The sequence below is a fragment of the Amycolatopsis sp. NPDC051373 genome, from assembly GCF_040689465.1.
Lineage (GTDB): Bacteria > Actinomycetota > Actinomycetes > Mycobacteriales > Pseudonocardiaceae > Amycolatopsis.
On sequence record NZ_JBFBAE010000008.1, the window covers coordinates 218,332 to 245,006 of the forward strand.

A 26,675-nucleotide genomic window follows, 5' to 3' on the forward strand; every position below is an offset into this window, starting at 1 on the left:
TAGGTGAACTTCGCCGGAAGGGCGGGTGGCCCGCCCAGGAATTACGTGGTCAGCCCGCCGCGATGCGCTCGACGAACCACGTGAGACCCATCACGGAGACGCCCGCCGCGATGACCCCGGTCGTCCATTGTGGAGCGAAGTTCGCGCGGCGGCGGATCAGCACGAGGAGCGGGAAAACGATCGCGATGATCGCCAGCTGCACCGTCTCGATGCCGACGTTGAACACGAGCAGCGACCACAGAAGTGTCCAAGACCACGCGGTGTCGATGCCCAGGGCCGAAGCGAACCCGAGGCCGTGGCAGAGGCCGAAGCAGAACACCACGGCGAGCCTGATCCACCCGGTGCGGTCGAGGCTGAAGTGGCCTTCGCCGGTGAGGTCGTCCTCGATGCCGTTGACCTTGCGCCGCCACAGCCGCCACAGCGGCCAGGCCGCGACCACCGCGATCGACAGGGCGATGAGGGGCTCGATGATCGCGGCCGGCACCGTCACCAGCCCCAGCGCGGCCAGCACGAACGTGACGGAGTGGGCCAGCGTGAACGTGGTCGCCGCCAGCACGATCTCGCGCAGGCGCCGGGAGCCGGCGATGAGCGCGAGCAGGAAGAGGATGTGGTCGAGACCAGTGAGCAGGTGTTCCGCGCCGAGCCGGAAGAACTCCCAGAACCGCTCGCCGAACGACTGCTGCGTGGAGAACGACGGCTGGTGCGCGTCGAGCGCGGCGCTGCCCGAGGTCAGGTCGAGGTCATAGGTGACGACCGTCTTGGTGTCGCGGACGTAACCCTCGGCATCAGGGAACAGCGCGCTGCGCACCTCGTGGGCATCGGCGCTGCCGCAGCGGTAGTCGAGGTCCAGCAGCGCGTAGGGGACGCCTTCCCGCTGCTCCATGCGGAAACCGCCGTCTTTCGTTGGCGCGCAGGGACTTTCCGTGGTCACGTGGAAGCGTTCCGTCACGTACTTGATCACGGCGGCCGAATGGTCTTCGAGCGCTCTCGCCTGCGCGGCGGAATCGTGTGCGTCGAACGCAGCAGTGCCCTGCTTGAACAGCGGGTCGTCGTGCTCCGCGTCAGCGACGGAGACGACCAGTAGGTCGTACTCGAGGCCGAGCTCCGCACGCACTTGTCCTGACCCAGGCGACGTGACGTCGGCGTAGACGACCGACGAGAACCCGTGCGCGGACGCGGTCGAGGTGCCGAGAATAACCGCCAGCGCGGCGAACGCGAAAACTGTTGCCAGGCGGGTGAAACGTCTGAGGGGGCGGGGCATGGACTTCCTCTTTCCGGTTGCTCGCCCGCACTTTGCTGGGCGCAAGCGAACAACCGGAGGAGCGCGGGCGAACAAGCAGCGACCGGATTCCGACGGAAGAATGCGACGCACCGGAAACCGGTGGCGATCAGGTAGGAAGGAGATCGATCCACGCACCACTGCCCTGAAAGGACGATCCGGCTTGCGTTCACGATTCGTGGTCGTCGGTGCACTCACGGCAGTGCTCCTGAGCGGGTGCGGCGCCACCGACGATTGGTCGGGACCACACCCCGCGCCCACCGCCGTCGGCGTGCTCGGCCAGGGGTTCACCAGCACGCCACCGACTCCGGAAGCGACGATCACCCCGCGGCCGGGTTCGTGGGACGCCGTGCACCCGGCGCCGGGCTACCGCGTGGTGCTCCTGACCGCCGGCGACGACCCGCAGACGAAAACCCTGGTCGGCGCGGTCAAGGACTGGGCTGAGCAAGAGCAGGTGAGCCTCAAGGTCGTCACGGCCGACGATCCCGTCCGCCACACCGACAGCATCGTCGAGGCGATGGACCTCGCGCCGGACCTCGTCATCACGGCCGGCAGCGAACTCGTCGACGCGATCACCGTGGTCACCGCCAGCCACCTCGACCGGCAGTTCCTCGTGCTCGGCGCGGAAATCGCGGAACCGACCGCCAACGTCACCGCCGCCAACTGGCCGGGCGCCACCTTCCGCGGCGCCGGTCTCACCACCGCCACGGGCGACGACCCGGGGTCGTTCACCCCGGCCCGGGCGGCGGCGGCTGTGCGGGCGGGTGTGGCCAGCGTCCTGAGCGGACTGACGGGAATCGTCATCCGGCTGAAGTAGGTACAGCAAAGGGAGGGAAGCCGGGGCTTCCCTCCCTTGTGCACGGTCCCCTCCGGACGGTCACTTCCGGATCGTGAGCAGATCCGCCAGGTCGATGCGCTCGTAGAACTCGCGGTGGATGCGGTCGGCGACCGCCGAGACCTCGGCCGAACCGTCGTCGGACGGGTCGATGATCACGCGGTAGGGCCGTTCGCCGCGGGGCAGGGCGACGATGCGGGCGATCTCGGCGGCTACCGAGGAGACGTCGGCGTCGGCCGGTTCCAGGGCGGCGAGCTTGCCCGAGACCTGCTCCATCAAGCCGGCGTACTTGGTCTCGTAGTCGGCGACCACGACGTCGTCGGCCGGGCGGCCCGAGTGCGCGAAGTGGTTGGTGCCCGAGGTGAACGCGCCGGGGACCACGATCGACGTCTCGATGCCCCACCGGGTCAGCTCGGTCGAGTAGCTGACGGCGAGGGCATCCATCCCGGCCTTGGCGGCGAAGTACGGCGCGAGGTACGGCGGGGTGCCGCCCTTGACGCTGGAGCTGGAGACCCACACGACCAGGCCCTCGCCGCGGCGGCGCATGCCGGGCAGCACGGCGCGGTTCACGCGCTGGGTGCTGAGCACGTTCACGTCGTAGAGCTGGGCGAGCTGTTCCGGCGTGAATGCCTCGGCCGGGCCGGTGACCATGTGGCCGGCGTTGTGGATCAGCACGTCAATCGTGCCCCTGTCGGCCTCGATCTGCGCGACAGCCGCGTCGATGGAGTCCTGCGAGTTCACGTCCAGCTCGATGGCACGCAGGTCGACATCGTGCTCCTTCGAGTAGTCAGCGACGGCCTGGACCTGCGGGGCGTTGCGACCGGTCGTCTCGCGCATGCCGGCGTAGACGGTGTGGCCCTGGTCGGACAGCGCGCGGGCGGTGAGGGCGCCGAAGCCGCTGGAAGCACCGGTGATGACGATGGTCTGGGACATGGGAGTTCTCCTTCGAAGCAGCAGGCGGGGACGGAGGGAGAGGCCGGCTCAGATGGCTCCGCCGTTGGTGTAGATGACCTGGCCGTTGACCCAGCGGGCCGGACCGGCGAGGAAGGCGACGGCTTCGGCCACGTCCTCGGGCACGGCGAGGCGCTCGAGCGGCGGAACCTTGGCGAGCCGGTCGATGACCTCCTGCGGCTTGCCTTCGAGGAACAGCGCGGTGGCGGTGGGACCGGGGGCCACGGCGTTCACGGTGATGTCGCGGCCGCGCAGCTCACGGGCCAGGATCAGGGTGATCGCGTCGACCGCACCCTTGGAAGCGGCGTAGGCGGTGTAGTCGGTGAGCGCCAGCTTGGTGACCGAGGTCGAGAAGTTGACCAGCGCGCCACCGGGGCGCAGGCGGCGGGCGGCCTGCTGGTCGACCACGAAGGTGCCGCGGATGTTGATGCGGTGCATGCGGTCGAGGTCGGCGAGCTTGAGCTCGGTGAGCGGCGACAGGAGCATGATGCCCGCGGTGTGCACGACCACGTCGACGCCGCCGTAACGCTGCTCCGCGGTGTCGAACAAGGCCGCGACCTGGAACTCGTCAGCCACGTCGGCCTGCGCCGTGCTGGCCACCCCGCCCGCGGCGGTGATCGCGGCGACGACCTCTTCGGCGCGCTCCGGGTTGCCCGAGTAGTGCACCAGTACCTTCATGCCGTCCTTGGCCAGGCGCTCGGCCACGACCCGGCCGATCCCGCCCGAACCGCCGGTGACGATGGCGACGCGGTCCTGGGTGTTCTTCGTGCTGGTCATCTCTGCCTCCGTATCGGTGTTCCGCTCTGTCGATATCGACGCTACAGCCTAACTCGTATCCGCGCTAGAGCATTCCCGTATCAACGATATGACCTGGGTAACACGGGTACGGATCGTCGTTACTTGCGCTATCCGGCCCGATGTGGCACAACGCACGCGGCGTTTCGTCCGGATCGGACCCGCCCGTTCCCTGCCGCACTCCTGCGCGCCGACGACGGGACATCTTGTTTTCACGGGGCGGTGCTGGGGTGACGTGCGCACATCCCCGTGCACCGGAACGAGGAGCTGTCTTGAAACGCAGTCGAAGAAGCAGCGCGGTGGTGGCCGCTCTGCTCGCGGGAAGCGTGGTCACCTTCGGGGCCACCGGAACAGCGGAGGCCTCGGCACCCAAGCCGTGGCTGCCGGCCACTCCCGCGAACTGGAGCCTCGTCGTCGACCGGACGAAGACGACGCCGGTAACCGTCACGCGCGGCGTGACCCAGTACTCCGAGACCTATGACACCGTCGGCGGCCGCCAGCACACCCAGGTGCTCGACGTGAACCTCGGTGACCCGAACGTACGCCTCGGCGTGGTCGAAGCCGGTGACGTGATCACCAACCCGGCCGACGAGACCGTCAGCTCGATGGCCGCCCGCACCCACGCGGTGGCCGGCGTCAACGGCGACTTCTTCGAGATCAACGCCAGCGGCCGCCCACTCGGCGGCGTGATCACGAACGGCAAGCTGCTCAAGAGCCCGCGCCCGAACTTCAACGCGCAGCTCGGTGTGCGCGCCGACGGCACGATGGTGCTCGGTCCGCAGACGTTCTCCGGTTCGGTCAAGGACGGTGCCGCGAGCACTCCCCTGACCTCTGTCAACGTTGTCAACGACGTCGCGTCCGGCGGCATCACCGAGATCACCCCCGACCTCGGCGGCGCGACAGCCCTCCCGGCAAGCACGCTCGTGCTCGGGCACGAGACGCAGGCGGCCACGTTCGTCGCCGACTCCGTGCAGACGGGCGTGACCGCGGCGCCGGCCCTGACGAAGGGCCAGCTCGGCCTCCTCGGCGGCGGCGCGGGCGGCACGTGGCTGGCGAGCACCGTCCACAGTGGAGACTCGGTCTCGGTGACGGCCGACACCGGCGGCCTCAAGCAGCTGCTGTCCGGCTCGACCATGCTGGTCAAGGACGGCGCGGTCTACAACGACCCCACCGGCAACCCGCCGGGCGGCGTCAACCCCGAGACCGTCGTCGGCGTGAGCAAGGACGGCAAGCACACGATCATCGCCACGCTCGACGGGCGCCTCGGCGCCAGCGCGGCGCTGGGCGTCACGCCGGCGCAGGTCGCGGGCTACATGGTGGCCCACGGCGCGTACAACGCCGTGCTCTTCGACGGCGGCGGCTCCACCGAGATGGCCGCCCGCAAGCCGGGTGACCCCGCTGTTTCGGTGATGAACAGCCCGTCGGACGGCCACGAGCGGCCCGTCGCCAACGGCCTGTTCCTCTACTCGACCGAGCAGGCCCCCGGCTTCGCGCGCACGATGGTCGTGAACGGCGGTAAGGGCGTGGACACGGTGCCCGGCGCGACCGTGCCGGTTCCCGCGTTCGGCCTCGACTCGCTCGGCAACCCCGCGCGCGAGAAGGCTTCCGTGCAGGTTGTGCCCTCGACGCTCGGTTCGTGGAAGGACGGCCAGTTCACCGCGGGCCACGCGGGCACCGGCGTGCTGATCGCCCGCGCGGGCATCGCGGTCTCCGTGCAGCCGCTGCGGGTCGTCGACCGGCTCGGGTCGCTGCAGATCTCCCCGACCGACCCGGACCTGAACAACGGTGGCACACAGACGTTCACCCTGTCCGGCTCGACGTCGACGGGCACCGCGGTCGCCATCCCCGCCGCCGCGGCTTCGTGGTCGGTGAGCGACGCGTCGCTCGGCAGCGTCGACAAGTCCGGTGTGTTCACAGCGGACGCGGTGAACTCGGGCCTGGAGAAGGTGACGGCGAAGGTCGGCGGCACCACGGCGACCGCGACCGTGGCCATCGGCAGCGTGTCGCAGGAGCTCAACGACTTCAGCGATCCGGCCGCGTGGAGCCTGCGCAACACCACGGGCCAGCCGGCCGCGATGGTCGCCGCGCCGGGCGTGGTCCCGCCGGGATCGACAGCTTCGGCCTCGACACAGCTGACGTACACGATGCCCGCGGGCTCCGGCGTGAAGCAGCTCGTGCTGTCGCCGAAGTCCACGATCACGGCCGGCGCCAACACCAGCGGTCAGAACCCGACCGGCATCGGCGTGTGGGTGAAGGGCGACGGCACCGGCATCCAGCTGGCCGAGTCGTACATCGGCATCGACGGCGCCACCACCACGCTGTACCCGACCACGGTGACGTGGCAGGACTGGCGCCTGGCGATCGCGACGCTGCCGCCGGGGCTGAACTTCCCGCTGCGGATCAGCTTCGTCGACTTCCTCACGATCAACCCGAGCCAGACGACCTCGGGCACGCTGAACGTGAGCGGTCTGCAGGCGCTGTACTCGCCGCGCCCGCTGGTCACGCCGCCGTACCAGGCGATTCCGCAGAACCCGTCGTGGCTGAAGTTCTCGGAGAACGCCGCGGACTTCTCGCGTTCGGGCTCGACGATGCTGCTCGGCGACGACGCGCACATGGTGGCGAGCGACCCGGGTTCGGCGTCTTCGAACGTCATGGACACCATCAAGGGCCGGCTGCCGACGTTGCCTTCGCAGGCACGGCCGTCTTCGGTGCAGGCGCTGGGTGACATGTCGGACGACGGCGCGGTCGCCGACCTGCAGTACGCGCAGCAGAAGATCGCCGCGCTGGGCGTGCCGTACCACGACGTGGTGGGCAACCACGAGATCAGCCAGGGCGTGCTGCCGGAGAACGGCAACTTCGCCCAGGTCTTCGGCGCCACGCACTACCAGTACAAGGCCGGCGACGCGCAGGTGATCGTCACCGACAACGCGCACGGCAGCCTGCAGTCGTCAGACGCGTTCCAGTCGCCCGCCGAGGCGCAGTACCCGTGGCTGGTCAAGCAGCTCACGGCCGCCTCGTCGCAGACCGTGCTGGTGACCACGCACATGCCGGCGTACGACCCGCACCCGGTGGCCAACAGCCAGTTCAGCGACCGGTGGGAAGCCCGCATGTACGTGCGGCTGGTGCAGCGCTACCAGCAGACGCACCCGGACAAGCACGTGGTGATGCTCTACGGCCACGCCCGCGGGTTCGCCGACCAGGTCATCGACCCGCTGGGCAACCCGACGTCGCCGGCCGCCGGGGGCATCCCGCAGCTGACGATCGCGGACCTCGGCATGCCGGCGTACGCGCCTTCGGACGAGGGCGGCATCTACCACTTCGTGCTGCTGCACACCGCTCGTGGTGACGTGCAGTTCTCGGTGGAGCCGGTGCTGTCGTCGATCGCGGTGACGGTGCCCGCCGCTTCGCTACGGGTGGGTGTGTCCGCAGTGGCTACGGCCACGGGCGCCGAGGTCGGCGGGGACAACCTCCCCGCGGCCACGATGCCGATCGCCGATCCGGCTTCGCACGTGTGGTCGTCGAGCGACTCTCGTGTTGCTTCGGTGGACGCTGTGACTGGGAAGGTCACGGCGCGTCGACCGGGCACCGTGACGATCTCGGTGACCAGCGGTGGCGTGACGGGTTCGGCTCAGCTGACCGTCACCCGCTGATTCCTCTTGCCGGGCGCGCTCCGTTTCCGGGACGCGCCCGGCTTTTTCGTCGGTCAGGCGGCCAGTTCCTCGATCGAGACGCGGTCTGCGTAGAACGCGAGGTGGCCCTTGATCGGGGACACCGCGTCGTAGGGCTCCTCGTACGTCCAGACGGCGTTGTCGCCCGCGGAGCCGGCCGGGGTCAGGGAGTAGTACGACGCGTTGCCCTTGTACGGGCAGTACGTGTGGTGCTCGGTGCGCGCGAGGGCGGCGAAGTCCACGTCCTCACGCGGGATGTACTGCACCGCCGGGTAGGTGGACTCGCGCAGCACCTGCGCCCGGGTCGTGTCGGCGATGACCGTGTCGCCCAGCTTCACGAGCACGCGGGCCGGGTTGACCTCGACCGTGATCGGGTGGTCGGGGCCGGGGATCTTCTGCTGCGTTGCCTGGGACATGGGTCTCCTCGTTCCGCTGCGGGTTCTCTTCGGTGACAACCACGAAGCGGCGCGGACCCTTCCCGGTCGCCTGGTCGAGCTTCGATTCCGTGGCCGGATCAGCCTCGCTGAACTGGGCAGACGGCCGATCCTGCTGGCCTTCGCACAGGAGAGCGGCCTGATCCGCACGACGCCCGGTGGCACGCACCTGGTCGTCGAAGACCTGCAGCCGATCGACTTCGGCACCAGCGGCACCCTGCGCGACGAGGTCTTGACGCCCGGCTACCTATGGAAGTTCCAGCGGCGCGAGTGGGGCTACTGCGAAATGACGCTGACGGTCAACGCCGGCCGCGAAGCCGAACTCACCCTCACCAAGGCCGCCGCCGTGCGCGCCCTGTCCGCCGAGAACTCCAGCCGCCACCCGGCCACGCGCGAGGGCTGGCGGGAGATGCTCCGCGAGCTGAAGACCCGCGTTCCGAAGACCCGCCACATCGGCGAGTGAGGTCACGGAAGCCGACGGGCGTCGCGGCCGACGCGAGCGGCATCGAACACGTGCGCAGACGCATGTTCGCTCGTTTCTGCGGCGGATCTCACCGCGGGTTCCGGTGGGGACGGAGACCCTGATCATCAGGGGATTTGTCCGGATGCCGGAACCGACGAAAGCAGCCGGGGGGATACCTGTTTTCCGCGGGATCGACGGCTACGTGCAGTTCTGCGTGGTGTTTCGAGGCAGCTCAGGCCGAGACGCGTTTGGGGGCCGTCCGCCACAGCCAGTACAGGCCGACCAGCGGCAGCACGAGCGGGATGAAGACGTAACCCTGGCCGTAGACCGACCACACCGTGGCGTCGGGGAAGGCCTGGCGGTCGAAGATGCTGAGGGTGCCGATCGTCAGCACCCCGAGGAACTCGACGCTGCACGCCACGAGCGCGACCCGCCACCAGCGTTCGCCGCCTTTGGCGAGGGCGAAGGTCGCGAGGAGGTAGACGACGGCGGCGAAGGCCGAGAGCACGTAGGCCAGCGGCGCTTCGTGGAACTTCGTGCCGATCTGGACGCCGGCGCGCGAGGTCGCGGCCAGCGCGAAGATCGCGTACACCGCGACCAGCACCCGGCCCGGACCCGTGGCCGTCTTACGCGCTTGCTCCACTCCACACCTCGTTCAGTCGCAGCACCATCACCGGGATGGCCAGGCAGGCGATGCCGAGCACGACCGTGCTCGACCGGCTCCGCTCGGCCAGCGCCCACGCCGCGCCGACCGGCAGCACGACCAGGCAGCCGATCAGGTAGGCCAGGAACGTGGCGAGACTGCCGGGCTTCTCACCACTCGCGAGCAGCACGATGCCGACCACGAGCTGGGCGACGAGCAGCACCTCGACCACGCCGAGCGCGACGAGCAGCGGGGTGTCCGGCAGGCGCTTGCGCGCGGACTGCGCGAAGCTCCACAGCGCGACCAGCAGTGCGCACACCGCCACCGCCACCGCGAAACCGAGAATCACCCGTTCCTCCTTCTGCCGCGCTCGCCACAACGTACCCGCTGGCGTTTCCGGGGCTGTTCGCCGAGGGCCGCCGACGTGGCCGGCGCCACGACCGTCGGTCTCCTGTGGACTGAGCCGTCCCGCAGCTCCACGCGACCGTCGATATCGGCCGCCGGAATCCGTTGATGGCATTCTGCCAATTTCGCGGTACAGTTTATGCCGCACTTCGCCGGACCTGCATGAACAATGCGAGCCGCCGGGTGTTACACCACGACCGAGTGGTGGAGTAATCCGTGAAATCACACAGGGTCCCCGGTATCGGACTCCGGCGGCACTTCTGTCTACCCTGATCAGCCCAGCCGAACCCCCGGGTTGGCGGATTGGCCTGTGCACCTCCGGCGTGCGGGAATATTCCTCGTCAGGGAGTGCGGAAGTACGCGGAGGGTGCGGTTTCATGGACATGCGGTATGAAGCGTTCTGCTTCGCGGATCCGCTGTTCTTCGACGAACAACGCGAAACCGGAGCGGCCGCCGACGACTTCGCCGCCGGGCTGCCGGCGCCGGGACCGATGTGGACGGTGGGCACCCGCGGCATCTGGCGCGTGCTGCATCCGCAGGGCGTTGACCTGCCAGAACAGGGCTGGAAGGTCCACGTTTCGGCCGGAATGGACAATGCGGACCGCGTGCTGGCGACGGTGCACGAGTACTGCGTGGACCGTCGTGTGGCGTTCAAGCACCTGCGGTCCCGGACCATCCTGCTGGCGCGGAATTCCAAATACGCACCTCGCGACGGAAGCGGCAAGTTGATCACGATTTATCCGCTCGACGAGTGCGAACTGGCACGGGTTCTTCAAGATCTTTCCGAGCGGCTGAGTGGCGAACACGGTGCTTATATGCTCAGCGACCTTCGGTACGAATCCGGACCGTTATACGTACGTTATGGCGGATTCGCCGAACAATGGGCGGAACACGACGGCACACGAGTGCTCGCGATCCGCAAACCCGACGGTACACCTGTGCCCGACCGGCGTGAGCCCGTTTTCTCGGTACCCGATTGGGTGAAGATTCCGGCGTGTCTGGACGCGAGCCTCGCGGCGCGCAAAGGCAGCGATCCGGGGCAGTTCACCTACCGCGTGACGAGCTCCCTGCACTTCTCCAACGGCGGCGGCGTGTACGTCGCCGAGCGCAAGGCGGACGGGGCGGAGGTCGTGCTCAAGGAGGCCCGGCCCCACGCCGGGCTGGACCGCGAGCTGGTCGACGCCGTCGAACGGTTGGAGCGCGAACACGAGATGCTGCAGCGGCTGGCGGACGTTCCCGGCGTTCCGGACGTGTACGAGCGCTTCACCGTGTGGGAGCACCACTACCTGGCGATGCAGCGGATGCCGGGGACGTCGCTGGGCAACTGGCTCGCGCTGCACTACCCGCTCACGCGCCGCGACAGCACCGAGGCCGACCTGCTGGCGTACCGCGACCGGGCGCTGGGGGTGCTCGCACAGGTGGAGCGGATCGTCGCCGACCTGCACGAACGCGGGGTGGTGTTCGGCGACCTGCACGCGCTGAACGTGCTGGTGGCCGACGACGACACGGTGTCGCTGATCGACTTCGAGATGGCGTTCGACGTCGCTTCGGGCTCGCGGCCGGCATTGGGGGCGCCCGGATTCCGCGCGCCGGCCGACCGGCACGGGTTCGACATCGACCGGTACGCGCTGGCGATGCTGCGGCTGTGGCTGTTCCTGCCGTTGGCGACGCTGCTGGAGCTGGCGCCGGCGAAGCTGCGGGGTGCGGCGGAGTTCGCGCAGCGGCGGTTCGGGCTGGCCGACGGGTACGCGGACGAGCTGGTGCGGGTGCTGGGCGACGACCGGGCCGGGGGTCTTACCGAGCTCGACGAGCAGCGGCCCGACTGGACGCTGGTGCGCAAGCAGATCGTGGAGGGTGTGCTGGCTTCGGCCACCCCGTCGCGACTGGACCGGTTGTTCCCGGGCGACATCGAGCAGTTCCGGGTGGGCGGCGCGTGTTTCGGCTTCGGCGCGGCGGGCGTGCTGTGGGCGCTCGACGTGGCCGGAGCCGGGCGGTTCCCGGAGCACGAGCAGTGGCTGCTCGACGCCGTGCGCCGCGAACCGCCCGCGCGGCCTGGGTTCTTCGACGGCAGCCACGGGATCGCGTACGTGCTCGAGCACTTCGGCCACCGCGACGCGGCTTCTGCGGTGCTGGCCGCGTCACGCACGCTGGTGGACCAGACCACTGACCACGCCTTCGAGGGCGGGCTCGCCGGGATTGCCTTGACCCAGCTGCACTTCGCGACTTCGCGCGGCGACAACGAGTACGGGCGGCAGGCGCTGGCCACCGCCGTGCGGCTCGCCGAGACGTTGGAGACAGCCGCGCCGCCGGGGAAGTTCGCGCGGGCGGGGCTGTTGAGCGGGTGGTCGGGGCCGGCGTTGCTGTTCATCCGGCTGTACGAGCGGACCGGTGAGCCCGCGTGGCTGTCGTTCGCGGACCAAGCGCTGCGCCGCGACCTCGAAGAATGCGCCACGGCGGACGACGGCTCCCTGCAGGTCCGCGACGGCGAGCGTCGGACGCTGCCGTATGCGGGGATCGGCAGCGCCGGGATCTTGATGGTGCTGGAGCAGCTGGCGCGGGTTTCACCTTCCGCTTTGGCGTGTTCGAGCCTGCCCGCGCTGCGCGAGGCGTGCCGCGGCGAGTTCGTGATCCAGCCCGGCCTGCTGCAAGGGCGCGCGGGTCTCATGGCGGCGCTGTCGTTCACCGCTTCGCCTTCTGACCGCATTCGCTCGGCCATCGACCTGCACCTGGCACGCCTCGCCTGGCACGCCGTCCCGTTTCGCGGCGGCCTGGCCTTCCCAGGCAACCAGCTGCTGCGGCTGTCGACCGATGTCACCACCGGGAGCGGGGGCGTGCTGCTCGCGCTGTCGGCCCTGCTGGACGGCTCGGAGGTGCTGCCTTTCCTGGGCGCCACGCCGTCCCCCCACACCTCCGGCCACTGATGGCCGGCGGAAGAACACGAGAAGGGATCACCATGGAACTGGTTCTCGACCTGCAGGCCCTGGAAGCCCCCGAAGCCCTCGAAGGCCACGGCGGCGGCCACGGCCATGGCCACGGGGCGCCGAGCAACCTGAGCCTGCTGGCGTCGTGCGCGCACAGCACGCTCAGCCTGCTGACCTGCCACTGAGTTAGCTGACCTACTGACCCTTCGATCCTTTCGACCTTCTGACGGTCTTTCGGCGGTTGGGTGCTCTCGGGTGCTTCGGTGTTCTGGCGTGCTTTGGTGCTCTCGGGTGCATTGGTGATCGCGGGCGTTGGTGCTCCCGGGTGCCTCTCGGTGCTCTCGGGTGCCTCTCGGTGCTCCCGGGTGCCTTGGTGCTCCCGAGTGCCTCGGTGCTCTCGGGTGCCTTGCGTCGGGCGTCACGGAATGGGTGCGGGAGCGGCGCAGGCCAAGTGCGCCGCTCCCGCCTCACCATTCTGCCCCGGTGCCGCGGGTTGGTCACCGGGTTCGCTGGGTTCTGCCGCGCGACGGGCGGCTGGTTGGTCGGACTCGTTGGACTCGTTGGACGAGGAGTGAGATGCCCGGGTACGGAGCACCTTCCGACGGCCCCGTCGACGCGGTGCCCACCACCGGCCCCGTCGGCGCACCCCGCCCCGATTCGGCAAGCGCGGGTCCCGAGTGGCAAGTTGCCACAACACCCGCCGCCTTGCCACAACCCACGGCACATCGCCGCCCGACGCCCACCCCATCACCGGCAAGCGCCCCCTCGAAACGGCAACTTGCCACACCGCACGACGACCTGCCACAACCGACGGCAAGCCGCGGCCGAGCGGCACGGATGCAGCCGGCATCCGCCGGGGCCGAGCGGCAAGTTGCCGAACCATCGGCAAGCGAGGCGCCGGCGGCATCCCCGCAAGCGGCAAGCAGCCGCGCACAACGGCAGGCTTCCAAACCGAACGGCGACTTGCCACAACCGACCGCACGACATAACCGAAAGGCACGAACGCAGCCAGCATCCGCCGGAGCCGTACGACAAGCTGCCAACCCGCCCTCCGACCTGCCACAGCCAGCGGCAAGCAGCGGGCGAAAGGCAAGGAAAACGGCAGCGCCCGGGGATCGGCTCCTGAGGGAAGTCGCAAGGAGAGACCCCTGGCGGGTAGGGGTCCTCGCCGTGGTCGGGCTCGTCGCGGTGGGGGCGAGTTTGTTGTTGCCCGGGGCGTTGGCGGCAGCCACCGATGCCGTGATCAGCGGCAGAGGCGCGGCGAAACAGGTCGCCTGGCTGGTCGTCGTCGGTGGGGCCGAGATCGTGGCCGACGTGGTCGGCGGGGTGGTCGTCGTCAGGGTCACCAGTGGTGCCGGCGCGTGGCTGCGGCGCAGGATGATCGACCGGCTGCTGGCCCAGAAGACGAAAACCCCCTTCGCCGAAGGGGATGCGGTGAGCCGGATGGCCGGGGACGCCGTGGGGGCGGGCAGCATCGTGCCGGTCGTGGTGCAGCTGGTGTCCGCGGCGGTGATCTCCGTCGGGGCCATCGTGCTGCTCGCGGTCCTCGACTGGCGGCTCGCGCTCGTGTTCCTCGGCAGCATCCCCGTTGCGCTCCTCCTCGCCAGGTCGCACCTCCAGAACACCGCCGACGACGTGCTCACCTACCAGCGCGTCTCCGGCGAGCTCGCGGCGCGGCTGCTCGACGCCAACACCGGCCTGGCCACGATCGCCGCGTCCGGCACCGCGGATCGGGAAGCCGAGCGTGTGCTGAAACCGTTGCCGCGCCTGAGTCTTGCCGGGCGCGGGATGTGGCGAACGCAGGCGAAGATGGTGTGGCGCGCCGCGTTGCTGTTGCCGGCCGTGGAGCTGGCGGCGCTCACCGCGGCGGGGTTCGGGGTGCTCGGACACCGGCTGACGGTCGGCGACGTGCTCGCCGCCCTCGGTTACGTCGCGCTCGGCATGGGGCTCGTGACGCAAATCCCGTTGCTCACCACCGTTTCGCGGGCCCGCGGCTGCGCCCAGCGCGTCGCCGAGGTGCTCGACGTCCCCATCCCCGAACGCGGCAAGCTCGGCCTCCTGCCCGGCAACGGGACGCTCACCCTCCACAACGCCACCGTCCAAGGCGCCCTGCACCCCACGACGCTCGCTTTCCCAGGCGGCACATTCACCGCCATAGTGGGGAAATCCGGCTCCGGAAAGTCCACTGTGGTCAGTCTGCTCGGCGGCCTCACCTCCCCCGACGCCGGCCAAGCTCACCTCGACGGCCGCGACCTCACCACCCTGCGCCCCGAGGAACTCCGCGCCGTGGCCGGCTACGGCTTCGCCCGGCCGCACCTGCTCGGCACCACCGTCGCCGACGCCGTGGGCTACGGCAGCTGGGCCGGCGACACCGCCGTCCGCGCGGCCTGCCGCACCGCCCGCATCCACGACGTCATCACCCGCCTCCCCCGCGGCTACCACACGCCGCTCGCCGAAACCCCGCTGTCGGGCGGCGAGGCCGCGCGCGTGGGCCTCGCGCGGGCCATCGTGCACAACCCGCGCGTGCTCCTCCTCGACGACGCCACCGCGAGCCTCGACACCGTCACCGAACAGTCCGTCCTCGCCGACGTCGGCGCGAGAACCCTGGTGGTCGTCACGCACCGCGCCGCCCTCGCCTCCCGCGCCGACGCCGTCGTCTGGCTCGAGGACGGCCACGTCAGAGCCGTCGCCCCGCACGCCGCCCTGTGGCAGGACCCGCGGTACCGCGCCGTGTTCACGGAGGAGGCGGGATGAACAGCAACCTGCACCGCACGACGACCGCTCGCCAACTCCACGCCGTTTCGTCGCTCGAGGCTGAACCCGCGGGGCCGGCGCAGCCTCATGAACCGAGTCAACCGGCAACGCGAAGGTGCATCCGAGCACTGCGCGAAGGCGGCGGGACGAGCGGCAACGATCTCCACCGCACAACACTCCGTCACCAACTCCGCACCACCCCACCACCGGCGGCGGAACCGCCAACCCCAAGCACGCACCCCCACCGCACGAATCCAGCCGACCGCCGACACGACGACGCCTCCGCGTACTTCACGGAGGAGGCGGGATGAGCGTCAGTCACCTCTACCGCGCGACCCTCCTGCGGCAATGGCGCGGCGGGCTGGTCCTCCTGGCGTGCTCCGCGCTGGAAGGGGCACCGGCGTTCTTCTCCGGGCGGTTGGTCGAGCTGGCCGTCGACCGGGGGTTCGCGGTGGGGGCACCGAAGGCCGGGATCGGCTACCTCGCGTTGTTCGGGGTGGCGGCGCTGGCCGGGGCGTTCGGGTCGCGGTTGGTGTGGCGGCAGCTCGGACAGGTGGTGGAGCCGCTGCGGGACGCGCTGGTGACGGCCGTGGTGCGCGGCGTGCTGCACGATCCCAACCCACCGCGGAACGCGGCCGACGCGAGTGGCGTCGCGAGGATCACGCAGCACGTGGAGGTGGTGCGGGACGCCACGGCGGGACTGCTCGTGCAGGCGCGCGCGATGGTCGTGACGACGGCGGCGGCGATCGCGGGGCTGGTGACTGTCGCGGGGCAGCTCGTCCTCCCGGTGGCGGTGCCCGTGGCGATCGCGATCGCGGCGTTCGCGGCGCTGTTGCCGTCGCTCGCACGCAGGCAGCGGGCGCTCGTGCTGGCCGACGAGCGGACCGCCGAGACCACCGGCGCCGTGCTCGGCGGGATGCGGGACGTCGTGGCGTGCGGGGCCGAGCCCGGGGCGGCGTTGGCGGTGTACGACGCCGTCGAGAAGCAGGCCGAAGCCGCTGTGAGAGTCGCACATTCCGGGGCGGCGAGGTCGTTGGTGATCTCGCTCGGAGCCTTTGTTCCGTTGATCGGGAGCTTGGCGGTCGCGCCCGGGTTGGTCACGAAAGGCGAGCTCACGGCGGGTGCGGCACTGGGCGCATTGGTCTATCTGGCGACCACGATGCAGCCGGCGCTGCGAGGGCTGGCCGCCACGGCGGGCACCGTCGTACTCAGGCTGATCGTGGCGCTCAAGCGGCTGGCCGAGACCGCCGAGGTGCCGCCGGCGAAACGGAAAACCGAAGAAGCCCACAGCACCGACCTGAGAGTCCGCGGCCTCACCTTCCGCTGGGGCGCCGCACCCGAACCCGTCGTGCGTGGACTGGACCTCGACCTGCGCGCGGGCGACCACCTCGCCGTCGTCGGCCCGAGCGGGATCGGCAAGTCGACACTCGCGGGCCTGATCACGGGACTGCTCACGCCCCAGGCCGGCCAGGTGCTGCTCGGCGGGGTGCCCGTGGCCGAAGCGGCCAACCGGCACGAGCTGATCGCGCTCATCCCCCAGCAGGCCTACATCTTCGCGGGCACATTGCGTGACAACCTCGGCCTGTTCGCTCCCACCGCGTCGGACGAGCACCTCCGCGCCGCCGCCCAAGCCGTCGGCGCCGAAGAACTGCTCGCCCGCCTCGGCGGCCTCGACGCCGAGCTCGGCCACGAAGCCGAAGGCCTCTCCGGCGGAGAGGCCCAGCTCATCGCCCTCGCCCGCGTCCACGCGAGCGCGGCGCGCATCGTCATCCTCGACGAAGCGACGTCCACTTTGGACCCCGCCGCCGAGGCCCGCGCCGAGCGTGCCTTCACCGACCGCGGCGGCACGCTGGTCGTGATCGCGCACCGCCTGTCGGCCGCCGTGCGAGCGCGCCACGTGCTCGTGCTCGACGGGCGCGAGACTCTGCTCGGCAGCCACGCCGAGCTGCTGGTCCACTCAAGGCGATACGCAGCGCTGATGCAGGCGTGGCTTCCGGCCGAACCAATCCGGACAGGACACTGACCGGCCTGGCCCGCCGAACATTCGGACACAACCCCCTCGCCTGTCGACAAATCAATTCGGCGACTACCCGGCCAGTGGGATTCCCCACCTTCCCCCGGATTTCGCATTCACCCATTCAGCTCAGCACACGTCCAAGAGGCCGCCTGCCGGGGTCATCACCACGAGAAATGCCGGTAATCGGCTCCTCACGCGCCGTGATGGGTCACGTTGGGCCACTCATCGGCAGGTCGAGCGCCCGATCAGTGGCACCACGATGGCCCGGTTCATGGTAAAAAACGGACCCTGATCTGTTCCGTGGTGAAACGAAGGGTGAGTCGAGGACTCGTGACGACGGCCGCCCCGGTCCTACCGTCGGGTCCGCTTCCCCTGCCGGCTTCCGGCTTTTCGCCGACTGTGACTCAGGAGTTCGTGAATCGTCGTGGAGAACAAAGATGAGTCCGACAAGGCGTACGACAAGTCGATCCGGAAAAGGCTGACCAGGACCGTTCTCATCCCGAGCATCACGCTGCTGGTGCTGGTGGCCGCGGTCTCGTCGTACTTTTTCATCAACGGCCTGTACGTGCGCCTCGTTGCCGTCTCGGTGCGTGAGGTGTCGATCCCTGCGATCCAGGCGCTGTCGTCACTGCAGCAGGAGCGCCAGGTCGCGCTGCAGTTCCTCGACACCCCCAACGCGGGGAACGGCGCGCTGCAGCAGCTGCAGAAGAGCAACGACGAGAAGCTCAAGGGCATGCAGGACGCCTTCGCGTCCACCATCTCGAGCGCTCCCGCCGAGATCGCCGACAAGGTCACCGCGCTGAAGACCCAGCTCGACCAGCTGCCGGTGCTGCGTTCGCAGATCAACTTCCGCACCATCGGCCGGGCGCAGGTGAACACCTATTTCAACGGCGTGCTCGACACGGCGTCGACGCTGTTCGACACCCAGGCCCGCATCGTGCCCGACGCGACGGCCGTGCAGGGCGCGATCTCCGCGACCTCGCTGTTCCGCGCGACCGACCTGATGTCGCGCGAGACGTCGCTGGTGACCAGCGCGCTCGCGAGCGGCACCTTCGCACCCGACGACTTCGTGCAGTTCACGCAGCTGACGGGCTTCTACCGCACACAGGTCGGCCAGATCGCGCCGTTCCTCGAACCCGCGGTGCGCAACGACTACCAGGCCCTCGTGACGAGCCCGGGCTGGAAACAGCTCACGGACGCGGAGAGCGCGCTGGTGAAGCACGGCCCGTGGACGCCGGAGGACCGGGGCACGGTGCCCGTCTCGGCGGCGGACTGGCAGACCCTCACCGGCCAGGTCTCGAACAGCCTCACCCAGCTGACGATCGCCCAGGGCGACGAGGTGTCCGCCGCCGCCATCGAGTCCGGCGACTCGCAGCTGCGCAACGCGATCATCGGCAGTATCGCGGCCCTGATCGCCTCGCTGGTCGCGATCATCATCGCCGTGCGCGTGTCCCGCTCGCTGGTCGACCGCACCCTGGTGACGCGCCTCGAGCGCCTGCGCACCGACTCGCTCGACCTCGCCCGCAACCGTCTCCCCGGCATCGTCGACCGGCTCAAGAACGGTGAGGCCGTGGACGTCGGAGCCGAGCTGCCGCAGCTCGACCACGGCCGGGACGAGATCGGCCAGGTGGCCGAGGCCTTCAACGCCGCCCAGCTGACCGCCGTCAACGCGGCCGCGAGCGAGGCGAAAGCCCGAAGCGGTGTGCACAACGTGTTCCTCGGCATCGCGCACCGCAACCAGGTGCTCGTGCACCGGCAGCTGCAGATCCTCGACGAGATGGAAAGCCGCGAAGAGAACTCGACGCAGCTGGCGTCTCTGTTCCAGCTCGACCACCTCGCCGCCCGCGCGCGCCGCACCACCGAGAACCTGATCATCCTCGGCGGCAAGCAGCCGGGCCGGCGCTGGCGCAAGCCGGTGTCGCTCATGGAAGTGCTGCGCGCGGCGGTCTCCGAGACCGAGCAGTACTCGCGGGTGCAGGTGGAGCAGGTGCCCGACGTGTCGATCGTCGGCTCGGCCGTGGCCGACGCCATCCACCTGATCGCCGAGCTCGTGGACAACGCCACGTCGTTCTCCCCGCCCGGCTCGCCGGTCGAGGTGACCAGCCGCATGGTCGCGCGCGGCGTCGTCGTCGACGTGTCCGACCAGGGCCTCGGCATGAAGGAAGCGGTGCGCGACTGGGCCAACGCGATGATGGCCGACGCCCCCGAGTTCGACGCGATGGCGCTGCGGGCCGACTCCAGCCTCGGCTTGTTCGTGGTCGCGCGCCTCGCTTCGCGGCTCGACATCACCGTCACGTTCGACCCGTCCCGGTACGGCGGCACGCGCGCCACCGTGCTGATCCCGTCCCAACACCTGGCCGGCAACGAGTCGGCCGACGCCGTCGGCAACGCCGAGTTCCGGCCCGAAGCCCCGCGCGAGCAAGCCGGGGTGCTGGAGCCGGTGGGCGGTGCCGCACGTCCGGCACTGGAGAGCTCACCGCGTGTCATGGAATCCACCCACTCGTTCACCGGCCAGATCCCGATGAGGCGAGACGCCAAGCCGAGGCCGTACCCGGCTCGCGCGTACACCCCGAGCGAGCAACCGGAGCCCCTGCAGTCACAACCGCCGGCTCCGGTCCACGTACCGGTGGCCGCGGCTGCGGAACCGGCCCGCGAGCCCGATCAGAGCCTGCTGGTCGGCGACGACCGGCCCCGGCTGCCCCGGCGGCAGCCGCAGCAGAACCTCGTCGAACAGCTGCAGCAGGACGACCCGGGTGACCAGGACGTCGACGTCGCGGGCACCGGCGAAGCCACAGCCCGCACGCTGCTGGCGTTCCACAAGGGCACCCGCCGCGCCCGTGGCGGCACCGACGATGCCTAGTCCGCGACAGCACACAGGAAAGTCCACACAGGAAAGTCAAGGTCTCTCCGCATGAACGAGTACGGGAACTCCAAACCCGACCTCAACTGGCTCCTCGACGATGTCGTCCACCGCGTCGTCGGCGCGCAGAACGCCATCGTGCTGTCCGCCGATGGGTTGTTGCTCGGCAAGTCGAGCGGCATGAGCAAGGACGACTCCGACCAGTTGTCGGCGATCGCGTCCAGCCTGCAGAGCCTCGCCAAGGGGGTGAGCCGGCAGTTCAACCGGGGTCCCGTGCTGCAGAACATGATCGAGATGGAGGGCGGGTACCTCTTCGTGTCGGCGGCCGGCCAGGGCGCGTGCCTCGCGGTGCTGGCCGGCGCCGATGTGGACGTGGAGATGATCGCCTACGAGATGAACCGGCTGGTCAAGCGCGTCGGCGACTACCTCGCCTCGGCGCCGCGGGAAGCCGCCACCATGCTCAGGGAGGCCACGTGACCGCCGCCGAGGTACTTCTTCCCGCGGAGGCGGAATGATCGACGACAACTGGTACGACGAGGCCGCCGGCCCGCTGGTGCGGCCCTACACGATCACCAGCGGCCGCACTCCGTCCGAAGGCGCGCAGCTCGACGTGTCCACGCAGGTGATGACCCTGCAGTCGGAACAGGAGCCGGCCGGTCTCGGTCCGGAGCACCTGGCGATCATCCGGCTGTGCCGGCGGCCGCTGTCGGTCGCGGAGATCGCCGTGTACGTGAAGCTGCCCCTCGGTGTCGTCCGGGTGCTGTGCGGCGACCTGATCGAACGCGGCCTCGTCATCACGCGGTCCCCGTCCCACCAGCCGGCCCAGGCGCCGGACCACGAAACTCTCCAGGCGGTTCTCGATGGCCTCATCAAGCTCTGACGGCAAGGGCGTCGACTCTGTCCCGACGCCGGTCAAGATCATCATCGCCGGCGGGTTCGGCGCCGGGAAGACCACCATGGTCGGCTCGGTCAGCGAAATCCCGCCGCTGTCCACCGAGGAGGTGCTGACCGAGGCGAGCCACGGCGTCGACGACCTGTCCGGCGTGGAGCGCAAGAAGACCACCACGGTCGCACTCGACTTCGGCCGGATCACGATCTCGCCGCGCCACGTGCTGTACCTCTTCGGCACGCCCGGCCAGGAACGCTTCTGGTTCATGTGGGACGACCTCGCGCGCGGCGCGATCGGGACCATCGTGCTCGCGGACACGCGCCGCCTGGAGACGAGCTTCGCGGCCGTCGATTTCTTCGAGCGCCGGCGGATCCCGTTCATCGTGGCGGTGAACTGCTTCGACAACGCCCCGCGCTACACCGCCGACGAGATCCGCGAAGCGCTGGTCGTGCCCGATCGCGTGCCGATCGTCATGTGTGACGCGCGGCAGCGGGACTCGAGCAAGATCGCGTTGATCCGCCTCGTGAAGCACGCGATGACGGTGGTTCCGCAACCTGCGTGAAACACCGGCTTCGTGAAACAACGGCTTGTGTGAAACCCAGTGGAGGGTCGCTCCCGACCGGAACCGACCCTCCACTGTGGACGAACTCAGGCGACGGGTGCCATCGTCAGGTTGAAGTGCCGCAGGATCTTCGGCGCCTCGACGATCCGGTAGCCCGGCACGCTTTCCGGGTTCTTCGCGATGTCGCCCAAGATCTCGGCGACGTAGTCGTAGTGGCCCCGGGAATAGGTCCGGCGCGGCAGCGCCAAGCGGACGAGCTCGAACGGCGCCGGCGTCACCAGCTCGTTGTTCTCGTCGAGCTCGCCGATGTAGAGCGAACCCAGTTCCGCACAACGGATCCCGCCCGCCAGGTACAGCTCGCACGCCAGCGAGTGGCCGGGGAACCGGCTCGCCGGCAGGTGCGGCAGCAGGCGGCCGGCGTTGAGGTACAGCGCGTGGATGCCCGGCGGCTGCACGATGTCCACGCCCGACTCGTTCGCGAGCTGCGCCAGCCGCGCGGCCTCGGCCGCCCGGGCCTCCAGGTAGTGCGGGTCGAGCACCTCCCGCAGGCCCTGGGCGAGGCGGTCGAGATCGTGGGCGCCGAGGCCGCCGTAGGTGCGGAACCCTTCGGTCGCGATGAGGAGCGCCTCGCAGCGCTGCGCGAGCTCGGGATCGCGCAGACCGATGAACGCGCCCATCGGCGAGATGCCGTCCTTCTTGAGGCTGGCCACGCAGCCGTCGACGAGGCCGAACGCCTCCTCGGCCACCTCGCGCGGCGTCTTGCCCGCGTAGCCCTCCTCGCGCTGCACCACGAGCCAGGCGTTCTCCGCGAACCGCGCGGCGTCGAGGAAGATCGGCACGCCGTGCGCGCGGGCCAGGCGGCTCGCGGCGGTCAGGTTCGCCATCGACACGGGCTGGCCACCACCGCCGTTGTTGGTGATCGTGACGAGCACCATGCCGACGCGACCGGCGTCGGGGCCGGTCAGCAGCTGTTCCAGGACGTCGAGGTTGATGTTGCCCTTGAACGGTTCCAGGCTGTCGAGGTCGCCGAACTCCGCGCACGGCAGATCACGGGCCTCGGCGCCGAGCAGCTCGACGTTGGCGCGCGTGGTGTCGAAGTGGGTGTTGCTCACCGAGATCTTGCCCGGCCCCAGCACGTTCGTGAACAGCACGCGCTCGGCCGCGCGACCCTGGTGCACCGGCAGGAGGTGGGGGTAGTGCGTGAGCTCGCTCAACGCCTCGCGGAAGCGGAAGAACGACTCGGAGCCTGCGTAGGAGCGATCCGCGGCCGCGGCCGCGGCCTCCTGCCTCGCGGAGACCGCGCCGGTTCCCGAGTCCGTGAGCAGGTCGATCGAGACCATGTTGGCCGGCAGGTTGAACGCGTTGTAGCCGGCCGCGGCGAGCGCGCGCTCACGCTCGGCGCGGGTGGTGACCGGGATTTCCGCGACAACCTGGGCGCGGTAGGGCGGGAAGGTCCGCATCAGGTATTTCCTCCACTGTCTGGTGTCGGTGAAAAACTACCGCAGTCACGAGACCGGTCCGAGGACCGGTCTCTTTCGCGCAGGCAGAACCTGATAAGCCTCAGACGACAGGTACACGGTGATTCCCGAGCCGAATTCCCCCATTCTCAGAGAGACGTGTGCGATCAGCCCGACCCCGTCCCGCAGTGGGCGCTGCGAAACCGCTGCCAGGGCTTTGTCCAGTTTTGTCCCGTCGAAGCCGTACTGCGCGAGAACGGCGTGCGCACGGGCGCGGGCCACTTCATCGTCGGGCACATAGCTGCGAATGGGAAGATAGACGCTGTAGTTGGCCGGCCGGGCCCCCGATCCCTCCACGAAAGAATAGCTGGAGACCAACGGCCGGGCTTCGAACGGACCTTTCCCGCCGCCCAGCACGGCGAGGAACTCGCGGATCAGCAGCGGGTCGGTACCGGCCACCAGTTCCGACGCGAACTCGGCGTCGGCCGAATCCGCGGCCTCGTGCGACACGTACACCTTCACCCGCGCGAGAGGATCGTCGTCGAGGTCGAGCGCGAAGAAGGAGAAGTTGTCCCGCTCGCCGCGGCGCAGCGCGTGCTCGATCATGGGATCGAACGCCTCGTCGATGTTCAGCCGGCGCAACCCCTCGCTGACCAGCGAATCGGCCATCGCCGGACCGCTGATCTGCGGGTTCAGGTAGACCTTGATCTTCGGCGCGCGGCCCGGCCGGAAGATCAGCGAGTACCACAGCGTGAAGGGCCCCTGCCGCTCCTCGTGCGGCAGGAACAGGTCGGCCACGGCGTCGAGCCGGTCGGTGACCAGGCCGTACTCGCCGGCCACCTCGTCGAGGAACTCGCGGGGGCTCCTCGACCCGACGGTCTCGCCGAGCACCCGCACCACGCATTCACCCGTGGTGTCGAAGGCGAGCGAGAATTCGATGGGAGTTGTGTCGTCCGCCACGTTCGAGGGGAATTCAGGTGGGGTCGCCAGGCTTTTTTCTCCCTGCGGGCCCAGCAGTCCACGCAATAAGCCCAGGTGACGGCCGTCCGCGCCGTCGAATCCGACTACTTCGCAAAGCCGCTCGAGTTGTCCGCTGAGGTGGGTGTACATCGACAAATCAGCCATCGACACACTCGCTCCGACCATGACGCCGTATTCACCATTCATTCGTGCGTTCGGCTCAACGCTGCCACCCCCGTTTGGTGGACAGACAAGTGAACCGTCGAACAGATTAGACGGAGGAATACTGCACCCGCTACCTCTGACGGGGCGATCCGGACACGAAAAGCAGTGTCTGAGTGTGCCCGTGGGATCAAGGAGTTCACCTGAACAACGCCTCGACACGAAGCCGTACTGCGGGTACGCGGGCGCGCACACGCGAGTCGGCGCCCGGCGCGCAGCCCGGTTGGCGGCTGGACGCGTTCCGGGGCCGATGCCATCATCATCCGCGCCATCAGGCAGGTCCGAAGGGGTGCAGAAGTGACTTCAGTGACAAACACTGGCGGAGTCGAAGAAACCGTGCGGGGCTATTACAACGCAGCCATCGACGCCTATGCCGTGATGATGCCCCAGGACGCCTGGCATCACGGAGACGAGCGCGCTCACAACGCGGGACTGTCCTCGGAAGAAGCCGCGCTGGACATGCAGCGCCAGCTGGTCGCCGCGACCGGGATCACCGCCGGCGATCTCGTGCTCGACTTCGGCTCCGGGGTCGGCGGCGCCGTGGTCAACATGGCGGAGATGTCGGGCGCTCGGTTCGTCGGCATCTCGAACAACGACGCGCTGACGGCGAAAGCCCAGCGGCTGGCCGCGGCACGCGGCTTGGCGGACCAGGCTTTCTTCCACTCGGTCGGAGACACCGAGTACCAGACGCTCGGGGCGTGGCCGGACGCCGCGTTCGCGGCCATCACCTACCAGGAGTCGGTGGTCCACCTGCCGGACAAACAGGCCTTCTTCAACGCCGCGTTCCGGGTGCTGCGCCCGGGCGGCACCTTGGCCGCCGTGGACTGGATCCAGCGCCCGTGGGGCGAACACCGCAGCCCCGAGCAGATCGAGGCGGTCATGGCCGAGGTCAACCGCGGGTTCTGCATCCCGTACCACGCCACCGTCGAGCAGTACCGCGACATGCTGGTCTCCGCCGGGTTCGACGTGCGCGAAGCGGTCGATCTCTTCCCGTCCGGCCCTTGCTGGGGCTCGACGCCCGAGGAGGAGCGGGACAAGTGGCTCACCTACGAAGGTGACCGCAACGATCTCTTCCACGACTCGAAAATCGCGCTCGACGCGGCCCGGGCCGCCGGTGTGTTCTCCGTGGCCAAGCTGGTCGCGACCAAGCCGGTCTAGCGTCCATCCCTTGCAGGACAGCGTTTTGCCCGGTCCGCCGAGTGACGACGGACCGGGCAAGGCACCACAGCTGAAGACCTATTCGACGGCTTCGATCCGCCGCCCGGTCGAGTCGGGCGCGGCCAGAGCGAGCGCCGCCGCCGCGACCGGGCCGACGATGCCGAACGCCAGCGCGAGCGGCACCGTGCCGGCGATCGACAGCGCGATGAGCGGGAACAGCCCCGCGCCCAGTCCGCGGCCGGCGTAGTAGCTGAGGTTCGAGCCGGTGGAGCGCACGCGCGTGGGGAAGAACTCGGCCATCCACACGCCGAGCACGCCGAAGCCGCTGGCGCCCGCGGCGCACAACATCAGCGCCCAGAACGTCGGCGCGCCCCAGAAGTTCGCCCCGATCTTCGCGTTGTGGCCCACCACGAGGATGAGGAACCAGGCGAAGCCGATGACGCCGAACGCGCCGGCGACGGACATGGCCCACTTGCGCTTGATCTTGTCGGACAGCGCGCCGGCCATCGGATAGGTGACCGCCGTGACGATGAGGTTGAGCAGCACGATCAGGCTGGCCGTGCCGAGCGGCACCTTCTCCACCTTGATCAGGAACGTCGACAGGTACGAGATCATCGAGTTCGTGGTGAGGAACAGAGCCGTCGCGATGCCCATGAACAGGATGGTGCCGCCGGCGTAGCCATTGCGGAACAGGTCCAGGATCGGCACCTTGGTGCGCCGCTTGTCCTCGGGCACGCGGCCCTCGCGCAGCTCCCGCTGGTAGGTCCGCCACTGCTCCGACTCCGGCAGCATGATCGCCGACAGCACACCGATCAGCAGCGTCACGGCACCGATGATGATGTAGCCCGCGCGCCAGCCCGACGCGGTGCCGAACTGGACGATGCAGAAGTAGATGACGCCTTCGGTCACGATCTGCCCGACGATGTACATCGACTGGATCGAGCCGCCCATCAGGCCGCGCTTGCTGGTCTTCCACGCCTCGGCGAACATCGAGTACGACAGGCCGAAGAGCCCGCCCATGCCGATGCCGGCGAGCAGCCGCGTGAGCAGGAACAGCGCGTAGTTGGGCGCGAGCCCGCCGAGCAGCGCGGCGATGCCGAACACGACGACCGAACCGGTGTAGGTCCAGCGGCGGCCGTAGAGGTCGCCGAGCCAGCCGACGAGGATGCCGCCGGCGATCGAGGCGAAGCCCTGCAGCGTCGCCACCTGCACGATTTGGATGGTGCTCACGTGCAGGCTTTCCGACAGGTACGCGAGCGGATAGCCGACGAGGTTCAGCTCCGCGCCGTCGAACAGGGTGCCCAGGAAGGCGAAGATCAGGATGCGTGCGGTGGCCGGGCGTAAGCCGGTGCCACCGCCGGTCGGCGCGTTGATGCGAACGGTCGACATTCGGGGGCCTTTC

Annotated in this window: 21 protein-coding genes; 12 read left to right on the top strand and 9 right to left on the bottom strand. The window is 69.4% G+C overall.

Annotated elements, in window-relative coordinates:
* Window positions 1–49: 49 nt before the first annotated feature.
* Window positions 50–1,261 carry a HupE/UreJ family protein gene (locus AB0383_RS17195; protein WP_366187825.1) on the bottom strand — a complete coding sequence of 404 codons (1,212 nt, stop codon included), beginning with the start codon at window positions 1,259–1,261 and terminating at the stop codon, window positions 50–52.
* A 181-nt stretch (window positions 1,262–1,442) separates the two neighbouring features.
* On the opposite strand from AB0383_RS17195, the gene AB0383_RS17200 reads away from it, so the two are divergent.
* Window positions 1,443–2,096, top strand: coding sequence for a hypothetical protein (locus AB0383_RS17200; protein WP_366187826.1), 654 nt, complete (start codon window positions 1,443–1,445; stop codon window positions 2,094–2,096).
* Between the two features lie 60 nt (window positions 2,097–2,156).
* Here the strand turns inward: AB0383_RS17200 and AB0383_RS17205 are convergent, their stop codons facing one another.
* A complete protein-coding gene (locus AB0383_RS17205) occupies window positions 2,157–3,047 on the bottom strand; it encodes an SDR family oxidoreductase (RefSeq protein ID WP_364171810.1) in 891 nt (296 codons plus the stop codon).
* 48 nt (window positions 3,048–3,095) lie between these two features.
* The gene (locus AB0383_RS17210) at window positions 3,096–3,842 is read right to left on the bottom strand and encodes an SDR family oxidoreductase (RefSeq protein ID WP_364171812.1); all 747 of its coding nucleotides are present in this window, start codon (window positions 3,840–3,842) and stop codon (window positions 3,096–3,098) included.
* A gap of 320 nt (window positions 3,843–4,162) precedes the next feature.
* Between AB0383_RS17210 and AB0383_RS17215 the strand changes: the two genes are divergently transcribed.
* On the top strand, window positions 4,163–7,510 hold the full coding sequence (locus AB0383_RS17215) for a phosphodiester glycosidase family protein (RefSeq protein ID WP_366187827.1): 3,348 nt from the start codon (window positions 4,163–4,165) through the stop codon (window positions 7,508–7,510).
* 53 nt (window positions 7,511–7,563) lie between these two features.
* On the opposite strand, the gene AB0383_RS17220 is transcribed toward AB0383_RS17215, so the two are convergent.
* Window positions 7,564–7,944: a DUF427 domain-containing protein gene (locus AB0383_RS17220; protein ID WP_366187828.1), complete on the bottom strand. Its 381-nt coding sequence runs from the start codon at window positions 7,942–7,944 to the stop codon at window positions 7,564–7,566.
* Here AB0383_RS17220 and AB0383_RS17225 point away from each other — a divergent pair.
* On the top strand, window positions 7,943–8,425 hold the full coding sequence (locus AB0383_RS17225; protein WP_366187829.1) for a hypothetical protein: 483 nt from the start codon (window positions 7,943–7,945) through the stop codon (window positions 8,423–8,425). The genes AB0383_RS17220 and AB0383_RS17225 overlap by 2 nt on opposite strands.
* A gap of 232 nt (window positions 8,426–8,657) precedes the next feature.
* Here the strand turns inward: AB0383_RS17225 and AB0383_RS17230 are convergent, their stop codons facing one another.
* Together AB0383_RS17230 and AB0383_RS17235 are read right to left on the bottom strand one after the other, a co-directional pair.
* Window positions 8,658–9,029, bottom strand: coding sequence for a hypothetical protein (locus AB0383_RS17230; protein ID WP_354873318.1), 372 nt, complete (start codon window positions 9,027–9,029; stop codon window positions 8,658–8,660).
* 22 nt (window positions 9,030–9,051) lie between these two features.
* Complete coding sequence (locus AB0383_RS17235) at window positions 9,052–9,417, bottom strand: hypothetical protein (RefSeq protein WP_366187830.1); 366 nt, start codon at window positions 9,415–9,417, stop codon at window positions 9,052–9,054.
* Between the two features lie 433 nt (window positions 9,418–9,850).
* On the opposite strand from AB0383_RS17235, the gene lanKC reads away from it, so the two are divergent.
* The 8 genes from lanKC to AB0383_RS17275 all read left to right on the top strand — a co-directional run bounded on the left by lanKC (window position 9,851) and on the right by AB0383_RS17275 (window position 21,476).
* Complete coding sequence (gene lanKC / locus AB0383_RS17240; protein WP_366187831.1) at window positions 9,851–12,394, top strand: class III lanthionine synthetase LanKC; 2,544 nt, start codon at window positions 9,851–9,853, stop codon at window positions 12,392–12,394.
* A gap of 32 nt (window positions 12,395–12,426) precedes the next feature.
* Window positions 12,427–12,579, top strand: a complete 153-nt coding sequence (locus AB0383_RS17245) for a SapB/AmfS family lanthipeptide (RefSeq protein WP_220245799.1) — start codon at window positions 12,427–12,429, stop codon at window positions 12,577–12,579.
* 937 nt (window positions 12,580–13,516) lie between these two features.
* Complete coding sequence (locus AB0383_RS17250) at window positions 13,517–15,148, top strand: ABC transporter ATP-binding protein (RefSeq protein ID WP_364172014.1); 1,632 nt, start codon at window positions 13,517–13,519, stop codon at window positions 15,146–15,148.
* A 307-nt stretch (window positions 15,149–15,455) separates the two neighbouring features.
* Window positions 15,456–17,171 carry an ABC transporter ATP-binding protein gene (locus tag AB0383_RS17255; RefSeq protein ID WP_366187832.1) on the top strand — a complete coding sequence of 572 codons (1,716 nt, stop codon included), beginning with the start codon at window positions 15,456–15,458 and terminating at the stop codon, window positions 17,169–17,171.
* Window positions 17,172–17,589: 418 nt separating this feature from the next.
* Entirely contained in the window at window positions 17,590–20,025 is a 2,436-nt protein-coding gene (locus AB0383_RS17260; protein WP_366187833.1) for a nitrate- and nitrite sensing domain-containing protein, read from the top strand.
* 51 nt (window positions 20,026–20,076) lie between these two features.
* On the top strand, window positions 20,077–20,502 hold the full coding sequence (locus tag AB0383_RS17265) for a roadblock/LC7 domain-containing protein (protein ID WP_285970952.1): 426 nt from the start codon (window positions 20,077–20,079) through the stop codon (window positions 20,500–20,502).
* Between the two features lie 34 nt (window positions 20,503–20,536).
* A complete protein-coding gene (locus AB0383_RS17270; RefSeq protein ID WP_364171828.1) occupies window positions 20,537–20,905 on the top strand; it encodes a DUF742 domain-containing protein in 369 nt (122 codons plus the stop codon).
* Window positions 20,886–21,476 carry an ATP/GTP-binding protein gene (locus tag AB0383_RS17275; protein WP_364171830.1) on the top strand — a complete coding sequence of 197 codons (591 nt, stop codon included), beginning with the start codon at window positions 20,886–20,888 and terminating at the stop codon, window positions 21,474–21,476. The genes AB0383_RS17270 and AB0383_RS17275 overlap by 20 nt, the downstream gene beginning before the upstream one ends.
* Window positions 21,477–21,562: 86 nt before the next feature.
* Here AB0383_RS17275 and AB0383_RS17280 read toward each other — a convergent pair whose 3' ends face one another.
* Both AB0383_RS17280 and AB0383_RS17285 read right to left on the bottom strand, forming a co-directional pair.
* Window positions 21,563–22,936, bottom strand: a complete 1,374-nt coding sequence (locus tag AB0383_RS17280; protein WP_366187834.1) for a tryptophanase — start codon at window positions 22,934–22,936, stop codon at window positions 21,563–21,565.
* Between the two features lie 45 nt (window positions 22,937–22,981).
* Entirely contained in the window at window positions 22,982–24,058 is a 1,077-nt protein-coding gene (locus AB0383_RS17285) for a tryptophan dimethylallyltransferase family protein (protein WP_364171834.1), read from the bottom strand.
* A gap of 354 nt (window positions 24,059–24,412) precedes the next feature.
* On the opposite strand from AB0383_RS17285, the gene AB0383_RS17290 reads away from it, so the two are divergent.
* Complete coding sequence (locus tag AB0383_RS17290; protein ID WP_364171836.1) at window positions 24,413–25,273, top strand: methyltransferase domain-containing protein; 861 nt, start codon at window positions 24,413–24,415, stop codon at window positions 25,271–25,273.
* Window positions 25,274–25,351: 78 nt separating this feature from the next.
* Here AB0383_RS17290 and AB0383_RS17295 read toward each other — a convergent pair whose 3' ends face one another.
* On the bottom strand, window positions 25,352–26,662 hold the full coding sequence (locus AB0383_RS17295; protein ID WP_364171838.1) for an MFS transporter: 1,311 nt from the start codon (window positions 26,660–26,662) through the stop codon (window positions 25,352–25,354).
* Window positions 26,663–26,675 lie beyond the last annotated feature (13 nt).